General features: G+C 45.3%; 13 protein-coding genes and 1 riboswitch. Of the genes, 9 read left to right on the forward strand and 4 right to left on the reverse strand.

Annotated elements, in window-relative coordinates; all coding sequences use genetic code 11:
- The first annotated feature begins 73 nt into the window (after window positions 1–73).
- From AB5706_RS11015 to AB5706_RS11055, 9 genes are all read left to right on the forward strand, one after another.
- Window positions 74–1,039 (forward strand): ABC transporter permease, encoded by a 966-nt coding sequence (locus AB5706_RS11015; RefSeq protein WP_295310123.1) that lies wholly within the window; start codon window positions 74–76, stop codon window positions 1,037–1,039.
- A 2-nt stretch (window positions 1,040–1,041) separates the two neighbouring features.
- The gene (locus AB5706_RS11020; protein WP_226815283.1) at window positions 1,042–1,965 is read left to right on the forward strand and encodes an ABC transporter permease; all 924 of its coding nucleotides are present in this window, start codon (window positions 1,042–1,044) and stop codon (window positions 1,963–1,965) included.
- Between the two features lie 8 nt (window positions 1,966–1,973).
- Entirely contained in the window at window positions 1,974–2,972 is a 999-nt protein-coding gene (locus AB5706_RS11025) for an ABC transporter ATP-binding protein (protein WP_342981195.1), read from the forward strand.
- Window positions 2,962–3,939, forward strand: a complete 978-nt coding sequence (locus AB5706_RS11030; protein WP_368366090.1) for an ABC transporter ATP-binding protein — start codon at window positions 2,962–2,964, stop codon at window positions 3,937–3,939. Before AB5706_RS11025 ends, AB5706_RS11030 begins: the two co-directional genes overlap by 11 nt.
- Before the next feature lie 159 nt (window positions 3,940–4,098).
- On the forward strand, window positions 4,099–4,860 hold the full coding sequence (locus AB5706_RS11035; RefSeq protein ID WP_204454582.1) for a DeoR/GlpR family DNA-binding transcription regulator: 762 nt from the start codon (window positions 4,099–4,101) through the stop codon (window positions 4,858–4,860).
- Between the two features lie 138 nt (window positions 4,861–4,998).
- Window positions 4,999–5,745 (forward strand): copper homeostasis protein CutC, encoded by a 747-nt coding sequence (locus AB5706_RS11040; RefSeq protein ID WP_368366091.1) that lies wholly within the window; start codon window positions 4,999–5,001, stop codon window positions 5,743–5,745.
- A gap of 333 nt (window positions 5,746–6,078) precedes the next feature.
- Window positions 6,079–8,706 carry a transglutaminase domain-containing protein gene (locus AB5706_RS11045; RefSeq protein WP_368366092.1) on the forward strand — a complete coding sequence of 876 codons (2,628 nt, stop codon included), beginning with the start codon at window positions 6,079–6,081 and terminating at the stop codon, window positions 8,704–8,706.
- Window positions 8,707–8,890: 184 nt separating this feature from the next.
- Entirely contained in the window at window positions 8,891–10,153 is a 1,263-nt protein-coding gene (locus tag AB5706_RS11050; RefSeq protein WP_173716703.1) for a M28 family metallopeptidase, read from the forward strand.
- 24 nt (window positions 10,154–10,177) lie between these two features.
- Window positions 10,178–11,500, forward strand: coding sequence for an alpha-L-fucosidase (locus AB5706_RS11055; RefSeq protein WP_173770380.1), 1,323 nt, complete (start codon window positions 10,178–10,180; stop codon window positions 11,498–11,500).
- Between the two features lie 234 nt (window positions 11,501–11,734).
- Here AB5706_RS11055 and cytX read toward each other — a convergent pair whose 3' ends face one another.
- The 4 genes from cytX to AB5706_RS11075 all read right to left on the reverse strand — a co-directional run bounded on the left by cytX (window position 11,735) and on the right by AB5706_RS11075 (window position 16,981).
- Complete coding sequence (gene cytX / locus AB5706_RS11060) at window positions 11,735–12,910, reverse strand: putative hydroxymethylpyrimidine transporter CytX (protein WP_173716701.1); 1,176 nt, start codon at window positions 12,908–12,910, stop codon at window positions 11,735–11,737.
- Window position 12,911: 1 nt separating this feature from the next.
- Entirely contained in the window at window positions 12,912–13,754 is an 843-nt protein-coding gene (gene thiD / locus AB5706_RS11065) for a bifunctional hydroxymethylpyrimidine kinase/phosphomethylpyrimidine kinase (RefSeq protein ID WP_173716700.1), read from the reverse strand.
- Window positions 13,755–13,956: 202 nt separating this feature from the next.
- A riboswitch (TPP riboswitch) is annotated at window positions 13,957–14,062 on the reverse strand.
- A gap of 111 nt (window positions 14,063–14,173) precedes the next feature.
- Complete coding sequence (locus AB5706_RS11070) at window positions 14,174–15,850, reverse strand: alpha-glucosidase (RefSeq protein ID WP_173774263.1); 1,677 nt, start codon at window positions 15,848–15,850, stop codon at window positions 14,174–14,176.
- A gap of 153 nt (window positions 15,851–16,003) precedes the next feature.
- The gene (locus AB5706_RS11075) at window positions 16,004–16,981 is read right to left on the reverse strand and encodes an AraC family transcriptional regulator (RefSeq protein WP_118584253.1); all 978 of its coding nucleotides are present in this window, start codon (window positions 16,979–16,981) and stop codon (window positions 16,004–16,006) included.
- Window positions 16,982–17,457: the final 476 nt, after the last annotated feature.

A 17,457-nucleotide genomic window follows, 5' to 3' on the forward strand; every position in this document is an offset into this window, starting at 1 on the left:
GTATACAGCAGTGGCTTACACAGCCGGTATACGGTCTGTTTTTCACAGAAAGAAAAGGAGTACTGTTCACTATGTGCACAGTAACAGAAAAGGTGATGTCATGCTGAAATATGTATTAAAGCGATTGGGGTACATTCTGGTTACCTTGTGGGTAATTGTAACCTGTACCTTTTTCATGATGAAAAATCTTCCAGGTACACCTTTTGATGCTGAGCGTTTTAGTATTATGACACCTCAGCAGCAGGAACGTGTGCTGGAAATGTATGGATTAAATGATTCTCTTCCAATGCAGTATGTGAAATATATTAAGAACATGCTGAAAGGAGACCTGGGCACCTCCTTTACTTATGTAAATCAGGACGTTTCCAAGGTTATCACAGGTCGTCTCGGACCCTCTGCTCTGATTGGTATCCAGGCAGTACTGATCGGACTTGCAATCGGATTAATTTTAGGAATCCTGGCTGCCTGGAAGCACAATAGCGGAATTGATTACTTTACTATGATATTGGCAGTGCTTGGAGTTTCGGTGCCGAACTTTGTCGCCGCAGCCCTTCTTCAGTATTACATAGGTCTGAAATGGGGCGTTCTCCCGGTTGGATTCTGGACTGGCTGGAATTGTTCCGTATTGCCGTCCATTGCGCTTTCGTTCAGTGCAACAGCTATGGTTGCCCGTTTTATGCGTACCGAAATGCTGGATGTACTGGATCAGGATTACATCGTAACGGCAAGAGCCAAGGGGCTGAGCCAGATGAAGGTTCTTATGCGCCATGCAGTCCGCAACTCCATCCTTCCGGTTGTAACTATTTTAGGACCAATCGTAGTAAACCTTATGACAGGATCTCTTGCTGTAGAGAACATTTTCAGTATTCCTGGTATCGGAAGCCTTTTCGTAGACTGTATCAAGGCAAATGACTATCCGGTGATCATGGGTATTACTATTTTCTATGCCGCATTCTATATGCTGGTTGTATTGCTTGTTGACCTGGCTTATTCTCTTATTGATCCGAGAATTCGTCTTGCCAAAGGAAAGGAGAGCTGATCGTGGACAAATCAAAAATTGACCGCAGCATGTATCAGAAAGCGAAAGTAGAAGCCTCTGAAAAAGAGCACATCGCAGCTCCTGCTTCCACTATGCTGGCTGACGCATGGATCCGTCTGAAAAAAAACAAGGCAGCAGTTGTAGCATTATTTATTTTGATCGGAATTATCCTGCTTGCCATTTTTGCACCGATCTTCAGTAAATATTCATTTAGAGACACTGATTATAACAATGTATATGGACTTCCAAGCGCAGCACACATTTTTGGTGCTGACCAGTTTGGACGTGACCTGTGGGTACGTACCTGGATGGGAACCAGAATTTCCCTTATGATCGCACTGGTAGCTGCAATCCTTGATCTGGTTGTAGGTGTTCTTTACGGTGCTGTTTCCGCTCTTTTCGGTGGAAAGGTAGATGCTGTTATGCAGCGTATCATTGAGGTACTGGTTGGAATCCCAAGCCTTATCATTGTAATCCTTTTCCTAATGGCATTCCCGGCTGGTGTAGGAACTATTATCGCTGCACTTTCCATTACCGGATGGGTAAACATGGCCAGACTGGTTCGTGCCGAGATCCTGAAACTGAAGAATCAGGAATTCGTACTTGCTTCCCAGGTTCTTGGAACCAGCAAATTCAATATTATTATGAAGGATCTGATCCCGAACACAGTCAGCGTTATCGTAATCAACGTGATGTTCACAATCCCAAGTGCTATCTTTACCGAGGCATTCTTAAGCTTCATTGGTATTGGTCTGGCAGAGCCGCAGGCTTCCCTTGGTGTATTGATCAACGGTGGTTATCAGGTACTGCGAATGTATCCACATGTACTGATTTTCCCGGCAATTGTTATCGTACTGATTATGGTATGCTTCAGTATTCTGGGCGACGGACTTCGTGATGCCCTTGATCCGCAGATGAGAAAGTAGGTACAGCTATGGGAAAAATATTAGAAGTTAAGAATCTTACAGTCCACATCAAGACGCACAAGGGCATTGTCCAGGCTGTGCGCGGCGTGGATTTTTACCTGAATGAGCAGGAGACACTTGCGGTAGTAGGAGAGTCCGGTTCCGGAAAATCCATTACCATGAAAGGTGTTATGGGAATCCTCCCAAAGAACGGAAAAGTAGTAGATGGAAGCGTAATGTTCCAGGGAAATGATCTGACCAAATATTCAGAGCGTCAGATGCAGCAGGTGCGCGGAAGCGAGATCGCCATGATCTTCCAGGATCCCATGACTTCCCTGAACCCGACCATGAAGGTTGGAAAACAGATCGAGGAAATGCTGAAGGAGCACCGCAAGGAGATGAGTAAAGCCGACCGTAAGGCAAGAGCCATTGAGCTTCTTTCCCTGGTTGGAATCTCCAATCCGGAGGCACGTTACGACCAGTATCCACACCAGTTGTCCGGTGGTATGAGACAGCGAGTTGTCATCGCCATTGCACTGGCCTGTGATCCAAAGGTGCTGATCGCAGATGAGCCGACCACAGCTCTTGATGTAACGATCCAGGCACAGATCCTGGATCTGATGCGAGATCTTCAGAAAAAGATCAAAACATCCATTATCATCATTACCCATAACCTTGGTGTTGTGGCAAATATTGCAGACCGTGTTGCTGTTATGTACGGCGGAAAATTAGTTGAGACAGGAGATGTGGAAGATATTTTCCACAACCCATGTCACGAATATACAAAAGGCCTTCTTCGTTCTATTCCAAAAGCACACGAAAAAGGCGGTGAGCTTCAGGCAATTCCAGGAACTCCTCCGGATCTTATGGAGCCTCCGGTTGGATGTCCTTTTGCGGCAAGATGTAAGGAGACAATGATCGTCTGCCAGAAATACATGCCGGATTATACCGATTGCGGCAAGAATCACAAGTCAGCATGCTGGATGCTTGACGAGATGGCACAGGAGGTAAACTCTGATGAAAAATGATGAAAAGCAGGTACTTCTTGATGTCAAGAACCTGAAGAAATACTTTAATGTTGGAAATAAAAAGATCCTGAAAGCAGTTGATGACATTTCCCTTCAGATTTATAAAGGAGAGACTCTTGGTCTGGTTGGAGAGTCTGGATGTGGTAAATCTACCTTCGGAAGAACTGTTATCCATCTGTATGATCCTACCGATGGTACGGTAACCTTCGATGGAACGAAAATTGACAAGAATCTGGATACAAAGCAGAGACATGAGCTTTGCAGAAGAATGCAGATGATTTTCCAGGATCCATATGCATCCCTGAACCCGCGAAGAAAAATTCTGGATATTGTAGCAGAGGGAATTGATGCTCACGGTCTTGCTTCCAATAAAAAAGAACGTGATGCCAAGGTAATTGAGCTTCTGGAAACCGTTGGTCTTCAGGCAGAGCATGCAGATCGTTTCCCTCATGAGTTTTCCGGTGGACAGCGCCAGCGTGTTGGTATTGCACGTGCACTTGCAGTAAATCCGGATTTTATTGTATGCGATGAGCCAATTTCTGCTCTGGACGTTTCCATCCAGGCACAGGTTATCAACCTTCTGGAGCAGCTTCAGAGAGAGCGAGGGCTGACTTACCTGTTTATTGCACACGACCTTTCCATGGTGAAGCATATCAGTGACCGTATTGGTGTTATGTACCTGGGATCTCTTGTTGAGCTTGCTGACAGTGAGGAGCTTTTCGAGAACCCAATGCATCCTTATACCAAGGCTCTTCTTTCTGCAATCCCGATCCCGGATCCGGATATTGAGAAGAACCGTCAGAGAATCATGCTGGAGGGTACACTTCCGAACCCCATTGATCTTGGCGAGGAGTGTAAGTTCTGCAGCCGTTGTCCTGTTTGCAAGGATAGCTGCCATAAGAGCCAGCCGAAGCTTGTTGAGGTAAAACCGGGACATTTTGTTGCCTGCAGCCAGTGCGCAGAGTGATATTTTACAGGCAGATTTGGTATCCATTCAAAAGAATGGAAAGCGAAAAGCCTGTCTGTAATATGAAATGTATAGCACTATATAAGTTATGTTAACTGCTTGAAATAGCAGGAGATGGACTTTAGATAAATAAGGCAGCAGAAAACAGGAGGAAGAAGGATGTTTATTGAAGAACGGCAGATAGCCATCGAGAAAGTCCTTCGGGAAGAGGGGAAAGTCCGGACCAGGGAACTGAGCGAAATGTTCCAGGTCACAGAGGACTGCATCCGTAAAGATCTGAAAACTCTTGAGAATGCCGGCAAATTAAAAAGAACTTACGGTGGTGCGATTCTTTCCCAGGATTACCCGCTGGAAAGAGATGTTATCGACAGAAGAAATTATCATGTGGACAGGAAGATGGTGATCGCGGCCAAGGCTATGACGCTGATCAAGGAGCGGGAAGCGATTTTTCTTGATATATCCACAACCAATATTGAGCTTGCCAAGCTTCTTGCGAAATCGAAAATGCAGCTTACCGTAGTGAGCAACATGATCGATATTTTACAGCTGCTTGCGCAGAATCCCAAGATTACAGCCATTGGAACCGGCGGGATCATGTATCCTACGGTAAATGGATTCCTTGGTTCCGCGGCAATCCAGGTGATCCGGCAGTACAGCTTTGACCGGGCATTTATGGGAAGCTGCGGAATTGATATGATGGATCACACCGTCACGACTCTTGGAGTGGAGGACGGATTGACCAAGAAGGCTGCAATTGAAAGCAGCCGTCATAAATATGCCGTGATGGAGCGGGAGAAATTTTATTTTAATGAATCTTATAAATTTACACAGCTTGATGAACTGGACGGAATCATCACAGATGAATTCCCAGATCAGTCGGTGCAGGATATGCTGGATTCCCTTGGTGTAACGCTCTATTAAGAAACGGCAGCTCGGGAATGCAGCAACAAAGTGACAAGACCGGCGGGCATGGGAATAATTTGTGAAATTATCAGAATGCAAAGTATTGCAATAGCTGCAATGTGATAGTATCAGGCTGGGTGAAAGGAAAAAGAGGATATGAGCAAATTTACTTTGGAGGTTTGTGCAGATTCTGTGGAATCTGTACTTGCCGCTGAGAAAGGCGGAGCAGACAGGATCGAGCTTTGCGGAAATGTGGTGATTGGAGGAACAACTCCATCAGAGAGTCTTTTCCGCGAGATCCGCAGGTATAGTGATATTAAGATCCATGCACTGATTCGTCCAAGATTTGGGGATTTTTGTTATACTGAATATGAATTTGATATTATTCGTTCAGAAGTGAGAAGATTCCGGGAGCTGGGTGCCCAGGGAGTTGTACTCGGTATGCTAAGACCGGATGGATCTCTGGATATGGAGCATCTGGCACTGCTTATGGAGGAAGCGAAGGGGATGTCTGTAACTTTGCACAGGGCTTTTGACGTGTGCAGGGATCCAATGGAGGCCCTGGAGCAGGCCATTTCTCTTGGTTTTAACACCATTCTTACATCTGGACAGAAGAATAACTGTGTGGATGGTTCGCCGCTGCTTGCAGAGCTGGTGGAAAAGAGTGCAGGTCGTATTCACATTATGGCTGGTGCAGGAGTGAATGCAGACGTGATTGCTCCAATCTATGAGAAAACCGGAATCACAGATTATCATATGACGGGCAAGGTTTTGCTGGACAGTGAGATGAAGTACCGCAAAGAGGGTGTGAGTATGGGACTGCCTTCTTTGAGTGAGTATGAGATTTTCCGCACCAGTGAGGCTGAGGTGAAAAAGGCCCGGGAAGTTTTAGCAAGGCTTTAGAGCCTTAGGCGCTCTTTCACAAAATGGGATTGTTTTCGTGAAAGGGCGTTTTTTGCTATTTAATTGGTTGAAAGTTATTTAAGGCGGACGCATTTGGACAATGTGTATTACTCACTCGCCGGCGCAACGCTCCAGCGAACTAATCGCTAACTGCGACTAATGCGTTCGGGAGAGCCCTCACGCATAAGTCTCCGTAAGCGCTGGATTTCGCCTACGCTAAGAGCGCGCCTGAAATGGCTCGCTGGAGTAATACACATTGCCCAAATGCTGTGTGTCGGCTGGAACTTTTCAACACACTAAATAGCAATTTTCTTTAAGTAGGAGGATGAATAGATGTTTCTTCAGAACAGTCAGAGGAAGATTGAAGAAGAATTTTTGAAATTAACAGAGAAGCTTGGGGCGGACAGGGAGCCGCTGAAGACGATTTGTGAGAAAATGGATGGGTGCGGCAGAGACCTGGGGCTGGCGATGAAGTATTTGTATGTGACAGCGCCTTATAGTGATCTTGTGAATTATTCTTTTGAGGAGATTCAGGATTTCGCAAGCCATGGGCTGTTTCTTTATAATACTCTGGAACGTGTGAAAGAGCTGCCGGAGGAGATGTTTTTGAATTATATTCTGGATCACAGGGTGAATGAGGAAGAGGTACTTCCTTGTCGAAGCTTTTTCTGGAATGAGTTGAAGGATAGAATTGAAGGAAAAAATGCGAAAGATGCGGCAATTGAGGTAAATTACTGGTGTGCGGAGGAAGCTACTTATCATAGTGGTGATGACCGTACACTTCCGGCACTTACGGTATATCGAAGAGGTTACGGACGCTGCGGTGAGGAGTCTGTTTTTCTGGTAAATGCACTTCGAAGCGTGGGAATTCCGGCGCGGCAGGTGTATGTGCCAAGGTGGTCCCACTGTGATGACAATCACGCATGGGTGGAACTTTGGTGTGACGGAAAATGGTATTTCACAGGCGCTTGTGAGCCGCTTATGATCCTGAATAAGGGGTGGTTTACCAATGCTTCTTCCAGAGCCATGATGGTGCATTCCCGCCTGTTTGATCTTTTCCAGGCAGAGGGTGAGGATGTGATCGGAAAAGAAGGTGCAGCGGTTATGCTGAACCAGACTGCGCGTTATGCCAGGGTGAAAACAGTTTCTGTAAAAGTGACAGATAAAGAGGGCGCAGCTATAAAGGGCGCTCAGGTGCAGTTTCTGGTATTGAATATGGGAGAGTATTTCCCTATTGCAAAGGCAGAGACAGACGAGAAGGGAATCGTCTCTTTAGTGACTGGATTTGGAAGTGTGAGAGTTCTGGCATTCCAGCCGGGTGTGGAAGGCTTTGCACAGGCAGATCTGGATACCAGAGCGCAGGATGAGATTACCCTTACTTTTACTGGGGCGCCTGTGAAGGCAGAGGACTGGAGAGCCGTAGATGTGATTGCTCCGGTTGACACCCCGGTGAATCCGGATATGCCTACTCCGGAGCAGAAAGCTGAGGGAACCAGACGTCTGAACGAGGCGAACAAGATCCGCAAAGAAAAGAAAGAGAACTGGGTGAACCCGGAACTGACCGCTTTTCTTGCAGGAGAAGACGAGAAAGAACTTCGCCAGGCAATGGTGGATGTACTTTCGGAGAAAGACCACACAGACTGTGTTTGCAATGTATTGGAAGAGCATTTGGAATATGGCAAGCAGTATGCAAAAGAATTTAAAACGAAGTCTGGTACTGGGAAATGTGGCGAAAAAGAAATGAATGGCGCAGATCGCTTCACTCAAGGCGCTGAGAGTGCTAATGCAGAGTGCAGTAACTATAAATCTGAAAAATCTGCGGCATATACAAGAGCTACAGGTGCAGAGTCCGGCTATAATCTTTATATCAATTACGTATTAAATCCCCGTGTGGAGGACGAGCTTCTTCGTCCATACCGAAAAGGCATTCTCTCCTTTTTCACAGAAGAGCAGAAAGCCGCTTTCCGCACAAATCCGGCAGAAATCTGGAATTATATCCAGGTGCACATCACTGCCTACCCGGATAACGAGCGCGAGACCGTAATGGAAACTCCATACGAATGTCTGGTATCTGGAATTGGTACCGAGCGTTCCAAGAAGGTACTTTTTGTGGCAATCGCCCGTACACTGGGAATTCCGGCAAGATTGAATCCAGATAATAAGGTAATGGAATATTGGGTAAAAGACCAGTTTGTGTCCGTTTTGAAACAGCAGAAGGGTGGCGCAGTTCTCACACTGAAAAAAGAGGCTGATTCTGTATGGAACTACTATCAGAACTGGACAATGGGACGTCTGGTTGGAAATGAATTTGTTTCCCTGAATCTTACAGGCAGAAGCTGGAAGGGGGATACTCTGGAGCTTGCATTGATTCCAGGAATCTACCGGATTATCACCACCAACCGTCTTCCTAACGGAAATCAGTTTGCATGGGAGAAAACATTTACGATAAAAGAAGGCGGACAGAGAGAAGAAACCTTGCGTCTCCGCGAAGCTCAGCTTGGCGATATGCTGGAGCGTATTTCCCTTCCGGAGTTTGAGGTAAAAGATTCTGCCGGAAACACAGTAACCTGCGCTGAGTTAACCAAAGGCGGCAAGAAAATTCTCATGTGGCTGGAAGAGAGCCGGGAGCCTACGGAACATATTTTGAACGAAATGCTGGAACATGCAGAAAAATTCCACGAATTTGAAAATTCCATCTCTTTCATGATTCGTACTCCGGAAGCCAAGCAGGATCCTCTTCTGGCAAAAGTGCTGAAGATGTTCCCGAATGTTTCCATCTATTACGATTCCTTTGAAGAAAACATTGAACTTCTGGGAAGAAGAATGTACGTTGATCCAGACAAGCTTCCGCTAATTCTGGTAACTAATGGCGAGTCTGTAGGGATTTATGCAACCAGCGGCTATAATGTTGGAACTGGCGATATGTTGATCCGTATTATGGAAGAAGTGCCGGAAGTATAAATTGCATTTAAAAGAAGATATAGTAGTTTTTGAAGTATATAGTAGAATTTCTAAGAAATATAGAGATGGTTTTCTTTGTGCTCTAGAGGTGCGCAGCAAAGCATAATAAGGAAAATTGCAAGGCCTCTGAATGTAGCGCATTAAATAGGAGTAAATCGGAAGCCATCTCTAAATGGAGTAAATTATGAATAAATACACAGAAATTCACCCAAATGGACAACGCGCGTATCAGTTTGTAGCTGACACGGCATACGTCCGTGAATCCGGCACTAAGGGGGAGCACAAAGCAGCTGAATACATTTTGAAGGAAGCGGAGCAGGCAGCAGCCCAGACGGGAAAGTCTGTCTACATTCAGACACCCCGCATGGAATTTTTCCAGTGTCCGGATTTTCAGCAGAAAAAGGCAGAGCTGGTAATCTGCCAGCCTTATAAGAAGGCTTATCCGGTGCGTGCCTACCTGAATGGCGCCTGCACCCTGGAAGAGGGCATCACAGCACCATTTCTCTTCGTGGGAAAAGGAGATGACATCAGTCTTTCCCAGGCAAAAGGGGCAGTTGTGCTGGTCTGCGATCCTATTCGTGAAGATACGATAAATAAAATAAAAGCAGCAGGTGCACTTGGCTTTGTAACCGTATGCGGCACGCCGCTGGATCAGGGGGAAGACCGGATTCCAACCCAGTACCGCCGCAAGGCAGGTGATCTTCCAGGCGCATCTGTCCATTACCTGGATGCAGTGGAAATCGTGGAAAAACAGGCATCTCAGTGCTGCCTGAACATTCAGCAGAGCGAGATTTCCCGCAATTCCGCCAATGTGGCAGTACGCATTCTGGGAACTGATTTTCCAGAAGAAATCGTTACGGTAACGGCTCATTATGATTCTGTTCCGGAAGGCCCTGGTGCATATGACAATATGTCCGGCGGAGCCATGGTGATGGAAGCTTTTCATCATTTCGCAGAGCACAGACCAGCCAGAACTATGGAGTTCATCTGGTTTGGCTCCGAGGAAAAAGGGTTGGTTGGAAGCCAGAATTATGTGAAATCCCATGAAGGAGAAATGAGCAGCCATGTGTTTAATCTGAATGTAGACCTGGCAGGGCAGCTCCTGGGAGGAAACGTTCTGGGAGTAACTGCAGATCCGACTGTCTGTGCAGAACTGAAAAACCTCATGGAAGAAAATCAGCTGGGTGTTACCATCAAAAATCAGGTCTGGGCCAGCGATTCCAATACTTTCGCATGGAAAGGTGTGCCAGCGCTTACCTTAAACCGTGACGGCTTTGGCATGCATACAAGACACGATACAGTAGAATATATATCTCCTCGCGCACTGGAAGAAGGGGCGAAAACTCTCTGCACAGCAGCTGCATGGGTGGCAAACGAGCCAGAACTTTCCTTTGAACGGGAAATTCCAGAGGATATGAAGAGAGAACTGGAAAAGTATTTTGCCTAATGTTACAGGAAAGGACATTATAAAATGAACAAAGTAATCGAAGAAAGAACAAAACGTACCGAATGGTACCGTGACGCCCGTTTCGGCATGTTTATTCACTGGGGACTTTATGCAATCCCTGCCAGAGGAGAATGGGTGCGCAGCATGGAGCAGATTCCACATGAGGACTACTGCCATCTCACAGAAGAGTTCACAGCTGAGAATTACAACCCAAGAGAGTGGGCGCGTCTTGCGAAAAAGGCGGGCATGAAATATGCTGTGCTCACAGCCAAACACCACGACGGCTTCTGCCTTTTTGACACCAAACTTACTGACTACAATTCCATGAACGCAGCCTGCCACAAAGACCTGGTAAAAGAGTTCCTGGAGGCATTCCGTGCAGAAGGAATCAAAGTAGGTCTGTATTTTTCTATTATAGACTGGCGCCACCCGGATTTCCCACACTATGGGGATATGCACCATCCAATGCGCAACCATCCGGAATGCTCCAATGAAAACCGCGATTTCGACCGCTATCTGGAATTTATGTTTGGGCAGATCAAAGAGCTTCTTACCAATTATGGTAAGCTGGATCTGATGTGGTTCGACTTCTCCTACGGCGATATGAAGTGCGACAAATGGAAAGCCCAGGAGCTGATTTCCATGGTGCGTTCCATCCAGCCCTGGCTGATCATTGATAACCGTCTGGAGGGCAGTGCTGAGGATTCCGGTTCTATCCTTACTGCAAATCCTACCGAATATTCCGGTGATTTCGCATCTCCGGAGCAGATGATCCCACCAGCAGGAATCCGCAATGAGCTTGGTAATCCGGTACCATGGGAAGCCTGCCTGACCCTGAATAACAATTGGGGCTATTCCTCCAGTGACCGTCATTATAAATCAGCTGAAATGGTCATCCACATGCTGGTTGAGTGTGTCAGCAAGGGCGGCAACCTGCTCCTGAATGTGGGGCCTGATGCAAAAGGCCGTATTCCGAAGGAGTCTGTGAAGATTCTGGAAGAAGTAGGAGAGTGGATGGACGAGAACTCCAAGAGCATCTACGGCTGTGGCTATGCTGAAATCGATAAACCGGAATGGGGCCGTTACACCCGCAACGGAAATAAGATCTACGCCCACGTTATGGAGCCCCAGGCAGGAGCAATCCCTCTCACCGGAATCCACGGCAAGATCAAAAAACTCCGCCGTCTTTCCGACAATTCCGAGGTAAAGCTTACGGATTACTGGAACCTGAAGGAATACTCCCAGAATCAGTTCTTCTTCCTCAACGCTGACACCTGCGACAGCTACCCGCTTCCGGATGATCGGGATACGGTTGTGGAAGTAACGCTGGAAGAAACTGAAGAATAAACAGATATAAGCAGATATAAAAAGAAATAAACAGAAATAAACAGAAATAAACAGAAAGGGACTGCCGGGAAATGGCAGCCCCTTTTTGGATTTATAAGAAAGCCCATCTCTGGCACTTTCCTGAACCGAGTAGTGTTTATACGAAAGCTAGAGCGTGTTTGAAAAATCATTCCTGCAAATTGCGAAGCACATCTTGCAGAAAGCCTTTTATCCAATACACTCTAAAGTGAAAGTCTATTTTTTACTCTTTAAAACATTTCGCACGATCATACAAATGAGAATGGTAACCACCATATCTGGCAGTGTATTTCCCACAGGAATATCAATTCTCATTAAAATTCGGTACAGCACAAATCCGATCACCCAGATTACCGCATTTGTTATGTCAACCGCTTCGCCCAGGCTGTCAGCACGCTTCAGAAGGAAGAAATCGGCAATCTGAATGGCAATCATCGGTGCAAATACAGAACCGATGAGATACAGGAAATCGGTAATGTTGTCCATTGGATATACAATTGCAGCAATTGTTCCGATGATGGTTACGGCAATTGCGGCATATTTTCCATTAATTTTGGAAAATACAGATTCAGATGAAATTCCGGCGGAGTAAGCATCCAGGAATGTGGTGGTAACAGTGGAAAATACAATGATCAGAAGACCTGCAATTCCCAGTCCGGCTTTCACCATAATCTGAGCAATGTCGGATTCACCGGTATAAATCGCTGCACCCATACCGATTACATACATCCAGCAGCTTACAAGACCGTAAACAATAGAGCTTACAGCAGTTGCTTTCACTGGCTCCTTCGCCTCACGGGTATAATCACTGATCAGCGGCAGCCAGGACAGTGGCATTGCAACAGAAAGCTCAACCGCAGCACCAAAGGACATGGCTTCCTCGCCAATGGCAAGTGCAGTCCCGCCATCAAAGAAGATGAGCTTGCAGAGTACCAGTGTGAGGATAAAAAGTGCTGCCATAGCGATGGTGTTGATTTTTCCAAGGTTTGTGATGCCGATAAAAATCCACAGTACGATCAGTGCACCGATTACCAGACACCATACCCAGCTTCCGGTATGTAACACACCGTTTGCGGCCAGAGCTCCGTCGTAGATCATAATGGCAGTCCAGCCAACCAGCTGAAGTACGTTCAGGAAGGAGAAGAAAATCCCGCCTTTTTCCCCAAAGCTCATTTTTACGGTTTCCATTGCACTGCGGCGTGTTTTTCCGCCGATCACTCCGGCGAGGAAAAGCATGGTACAGCCAATAATATGTCCGATGATAATGGCAAGAAGACCTTTTCCAAAGCCAAGTGAGGCAAAATAGGTTCCGGTGAGGATTTCCGCCAGGGAAACACCAGCGCCAAACCAGATCAGGCCGTTTTCAAAAATGGAAGTACGTTTTTCAGTCATGTTATTTTGCCTCCTTATCAGCGGCTTCTGCCGTAATCTCGTCATGTGACAGTGTGAATTCATTTTTTATTGCAAATCCGTGATCCATAGGACCACTGCCTTTTCCAAGATCCAGCATAGCAGCAAGTGCTCCGGAAATATATTTCTTTGCCCTCTCCACGGAAGTATCCAGGTCAAATCCCTTTGCCAGATTAGAAGCAATGGCACTGGATAACGTACATCCTGTTCCGTGAGTGTTTGGATTGTTGATCCGCTTTCCCTGGAACCATTTGTAATTGCCTTCGCGCCACAGAAGGTCATTGGCGTCATTCAGCTGATGACCACCCTTGCAAAGCACTGCACAGCTGTATTTCTCCCCGATGGCAGCAGCGGCTTTGATCATATCCTCGGCAGTTTCTATTTTCATTCCGGACAGAACCTCTGCCTCCGGAATATTCGGTGTCAGGACTGTGGCCATTGGAAGAAGCTGACTTTTAAGGGCTTCAATGGCTTCATCATTGATCAGCTTGGCTCCGCTTGTAGCGACCATAACCGGGTCTACTACAATGTTCTTTGCTTCATACTGGCGAAGTTTTTTCGCAATGGTTTCAATCAATGCGCTGGAAGATACCATTCCAATCTTCACTGCATCCGGATAAATATCTGTAAAAATATTATCCAGCTGGTCGGCCAGAAATTCTGGCGTTGCTTCCATAATACCTGTTACACCGGTAGTATTCTGTGCGGTAAGTGCGGTAATCGCACTCATGGCATATACTCCATTGCTGATCATTGTCTTGATATCAGCCTGGATACCGGCGCCTCCGCTGGAGTCACTTCCAGCGATTGTTAATGCTGTTCTCATAATTTTCTTCCTTTCTCTTGGCCTTGTTTGAAGCAGTTTCCACGAGTTATGAGTTATAACGTGAAAAAATCTTTTTACAAACCGGCACTGTTGTTATGTATGCATTAATTTTATATAGCGTCCGAAAGTGGTGCCCCCAGCCGAACGCTGCATTGCTGCCATATGAAAAAAGAGACACCCCAATGAGGTGTCTCCGAAAAAAATCAAACCCATGATGACTTCCTACGGCGGCATTATCCGCATCAGGTAAAAGGGTCGAAATTCACAATTTCCTCTCAGCCTGTGTACAAGCTCCCCTGTTCTTTTGTTATTATAGTAATAATGGGAAAAATTGTCAATAAGGTGTTGGAATACAATAAATACCAAGCGCACAAAAACACCTCGCGGAACGTTATCAGTGAACAGTGACCGAAAATCGTTTACGCTAACTCCACAACCAGCACCTGATATCCATGCAGCTTAACTGAATTTCCATCCAGAACCATATCCGGGTAGTTATTGATCAGCACCTTTTTGCATTCTGATGGAAGTGTAATTTCCTGCTCATCCCACTGATAATTGCCAACCACAAGTAAAGTTTTATCTCCTTTACGGTAGTATGCCATTAAATTATGCCGGTCTTCCATAAATGGCTCCAGAGCACCATACACAACGGTTTCTTTATATTCCGGATCCTTGCGAAGAGCGATCAGTTTCTTATAGAAATTAAGTACGGAATTTGGATCAATCGTCTCTTTTTCCACATTAATTGCGGTATAATTGGAATTTACTCGAAGCCACGGTGTACCAGCTGTAAATCCGGCATTTTCCTCACCAGTCCACTGCATGGGGGTACGGGCATTGTCGCGGCTGCGGCGGGCAACAGCTTTCAAAGCTGCTTCCGGGGTAAGTCCGGCGTCAAGTGCAACTTTATATTCATCCAGAGTTGAAATATCATCTACCTCGTCAATAGATTTGAACGGGATATTTTCCATGCCAAGCTCCTGTCCCTGATAAATAAAGGGAAGTCCACGAAGCATGAAATTCAATGCCGCCAGCATTTTTTTGCTTGTATCACAGCAATCACCTTCTGGAATATAGTGACTGACACCGCGAGGCTCGTCATGATTCTCGATAATATTGGAAACGAATCCGAAATCCCCCATTTTGGCCTGTGTCTCAAAACAGCAGCGCTTGTAGTCGTCAGGTGTGATTTCTTTGCAATCGTACCAGCCTTTCTCAGAACCTCCGAAAATGGTTTCGTTAAAGTCGAACATAGAAGAAAAATAACCATTGTTTCCAATAAAATCCGGGAGCTCTTCGTCTTTTGCGTTGAAAACCTCACCTACGGAAAAAGCATCGTGAGGCTTGAAGGTGCGGTCACGCATTTCTCCAAGAAATTCTCCGATTCCGGAAGCTTCCTCCAGCATTTTATTAATGCTGCAGAGTCCGTCCTCACGATCAGGCTCATAATCATGCATAGGAAGAGCTTTTTTGATATTAATGATAGCATCAATGCGGAAACCGCCAAGACCCTTGTCCAGCCACCAGTTAATATTTTTATATACTTCCTCACGGAGCTCTGGATTTTCCCAGTTCAGGTCAGGCTGCTTTTTATGAAAAACATGAAGGTACTGTTTGTTGGTGCCAGGCAGATCCTCCCATACCGAACCTCCGAAATAGGAGCGCCAGTTAGTAGGAAGCTTACCATCTTCTTTGTCTCTTAAATAGAAGAAACGGCCGTATTTTCCATCCGGATCTTTACAGGCTTTTTTAAACCATTCGTGCTCATCAGAGCAGTGGTTTACAACCAGATCCATGACAATATACATGTCCCGCTTCTTTGCTTCTGCGATAAGGCGGTCCATATCCTCCATAGTTCCGAATCGCGGGTCAATGTCGTAATAATCGGAAATATCGTATCCCTGGTCGGCAAGAGGGGAGCGATAGCAGGGGGAAAGCCAGACAATGTCAACCCCCAGCTCCTTTAAATAATCCAGTTTCTCAATAATTCCCGGCAGATCGCCGATTCCATCACCGTTTGTGTCATAAAAGCTTTTCGGATAAATCTGATAGGCTACTTTATCCTGCCACCATTTTTTTTTCGTGCTATTCATTTATGTCTCCTTATATATAATGATTATCTTTGAACTAAGTACATTATACATACATGAAAAAGAAAATACTTCCCTTAATTTGATTAAAAAATACGAAATTTTGACCAGAGATTGTTTGGAAAATCATTTCGTACATAGGGGGGCAAGCGTGTTTTATAAGGAAGGATTCTCAATCCCCTGGCTGTGTTTCCGATATTGCAGAGGTGTGGTTCCTGTATATTTGCGAAATTCTCTGAGAAAATTCCCCATATTGTTATAACCACAGTCCAGACATATCTCGGTCACTGGAAGACTGCTGTCTTTTAATAAACGTACTGCCTGGCGGATGCGATATTCATTCAGGTATTCTATGGGAGACATGCCGATTGCTTTTTTAAAAAAACGGCAAAAGTATTGCTCATTGAGTCCGATCAGGGATGCCAGATCGCGGATATAAATTTTTTCCTGGTAATGGTCGCGGATGTAAGTGATTGTGGTTTTTATGGTCTCGACCCTGTGGTCATCAGATTTTTCAGTCTGGGAAAAAAGCTGGCGATTGGAAAAATCTGCAAAAATATTTAACAGGGAAGCCTTGATCAGAAGCTGATCTGCCAGGCCGACAATGGCATTTCCAGAAGCGCGGAATAAATTTATATGTAAGGAATCATGAAGCTCTTCCAATTGTTCAGAAAAGCTGCAGCGGTAAAATGCGTTAGTGATGTTCTGGAACTGCTCCTTTATAATAGGAAAAACAGGATGGTTTGCAGAAATACATCTTGGAAAAATCAGACGTCCGTTTTGCAATGGCTGGACAAGCTGAGTCTGAACCGTATCGTAAAAAGGAGAGCAGAGCAGTTCCGGTTGGAAAACGACAGCGTATTCCATGGAGACTTCTTTTGAGCGTGCACGTATGCTGTGCAGTTCGCCGGGATTAATAAAATAAAAACATTCTGAAGATACATCAAATGTTTCCATATTAATATCTAAGGTGAAGGTTCCACCGGGAAAGTAAATAATCTCGACCTCCTCGTGCCAATGGTGCTTGACCAGGATTCCGTGTCCGCTTAGTTTTAAACGGTAAAAAGCACAGGGAAAAGCCTGGGAGCCATGAGGATTTGTTTCTTTTAATGCTGGTGATTGCTGTTGATACATAGAAACCTCCAAACTGGGGAAAGGGTATAAAATAATGAATTTGTTATATGTATTGACGCTATCATGTCTGAGGGCGAAAGTCAATGATTGAAGAAAAAGGATCTTGAAAATAATGTTATAAAAAAATATAAATTTTTTTGTAAAAAGTGCTTGACGATTCCTTACGGCAGTGGTATAGTAAACAAGCTGTCGCAAGGAATTGCTTCTGAAATACTGAAAAATAAAATAGTTTTCAGAAAATTCAAATTAACTGTTGACAATCGACTGAACTTATGATAAAGTAATCAAGTCGCTTGAACAGAACGACAGAAACAAACGACTTTATACAGCTTCTTGAAGGTCTGAAAAACTTTTGAAAAAAGTGCTTGACAAGATCTGAAAGATATGATAAAGTAAACGAGCTGTCGCAAAGAGATGACAGACAAACAACCTTGATAACTAAACAGTGAAACACATACGATTCTCGAAAATTCTTA

It is taken from the genome of Ruminococcus sp. RTP21484sp1_RTP21277st1_D2_RTP21277_210401 (assembly GCF_040924225.1).
GTDB lineage: Bacteria > Bacillota > Clostridia > Lachnospirales > Lachnospiraceae > Blautia_A > Blautia_A faecis.

Bases quoted from the DNA above. Each gene is read 5' to 3' on its own strand.
- AB5706_RS11025 (WP_342981195.1), top strand. From the start codon at position 1,974: ATGGGAAAAATATTAGAAGTTAAGAATCTTACAGTCCACATCAAGACG.
- AB5706_RS11030 (WP_368366090.1), top strand. From the start codon at position 2,962: ATGAAAAATGATGAAAAGCAGGTACTTCTTGATGTCAAGAACCTGAAG.
- AB5706_RS11035 (WP_204454582.1), top strand. From the start codon at position 4,099: ATGTTTATTGAAGAACGGCAGATAGCCATCGAGAAAGTCCTTCGGGAA.
- AB5706_RS11040 (WP_368366091.1), top strand. From the start codon at position 4,999: ATGAGCAAATTTACTTTGGAGGTTTGTGCAGATTCTGTGGAATCTGTA.
- AB5706_RS11045 (WP_368366092.1), top strand. From the start codon at position 6,079: ATGTTTCTTCAGAACAGTCAGAGGAAGATTGAAGAAGAATTTTTGAAA.
- AB5706_RS11050 (WP_173716703.1), top strand. From the start codon at position 8,891: ATGAATAAATACACAGAAATTCACCCAAATGGACAACGCGCGTATCAG.
- AB5706_RS11055 (WP_173770380.1), top strand. From the start codon at position 10,178: ATGAACAAAGTAATCGAAGAAAGAACAAAACGTACCGAATGGTACCGT.
- cytX (WP_173716701.1), bottom strand. From the start codon at position 12,910: ATGACTGAAAAACGTACTTCCATTTTTGAAAACGGCCTGATCTGGTTT.
- thiD (WP_173716700.1), bottom strand. From the start codon at position 13,754: ATGAGAACAGCATTAACAATCGCTGGAAGTGACTCCAGCGGAGGCGCC.
- AB5706_RS11070 (WP_173774263.1), bottom strand. From the start codon at position 15,850: ATGAATAGCACGAAAAAAAAATGGTGGCAGGATAAAGTAGCCTATCAG.
- AB5706_RS11075 (WP_118584253.1), bottom strand. From the start codon at position 16,981: ATGTATCAACAGCAATCACCAGCATTAAAAGAAACAAATCCTCATGGC.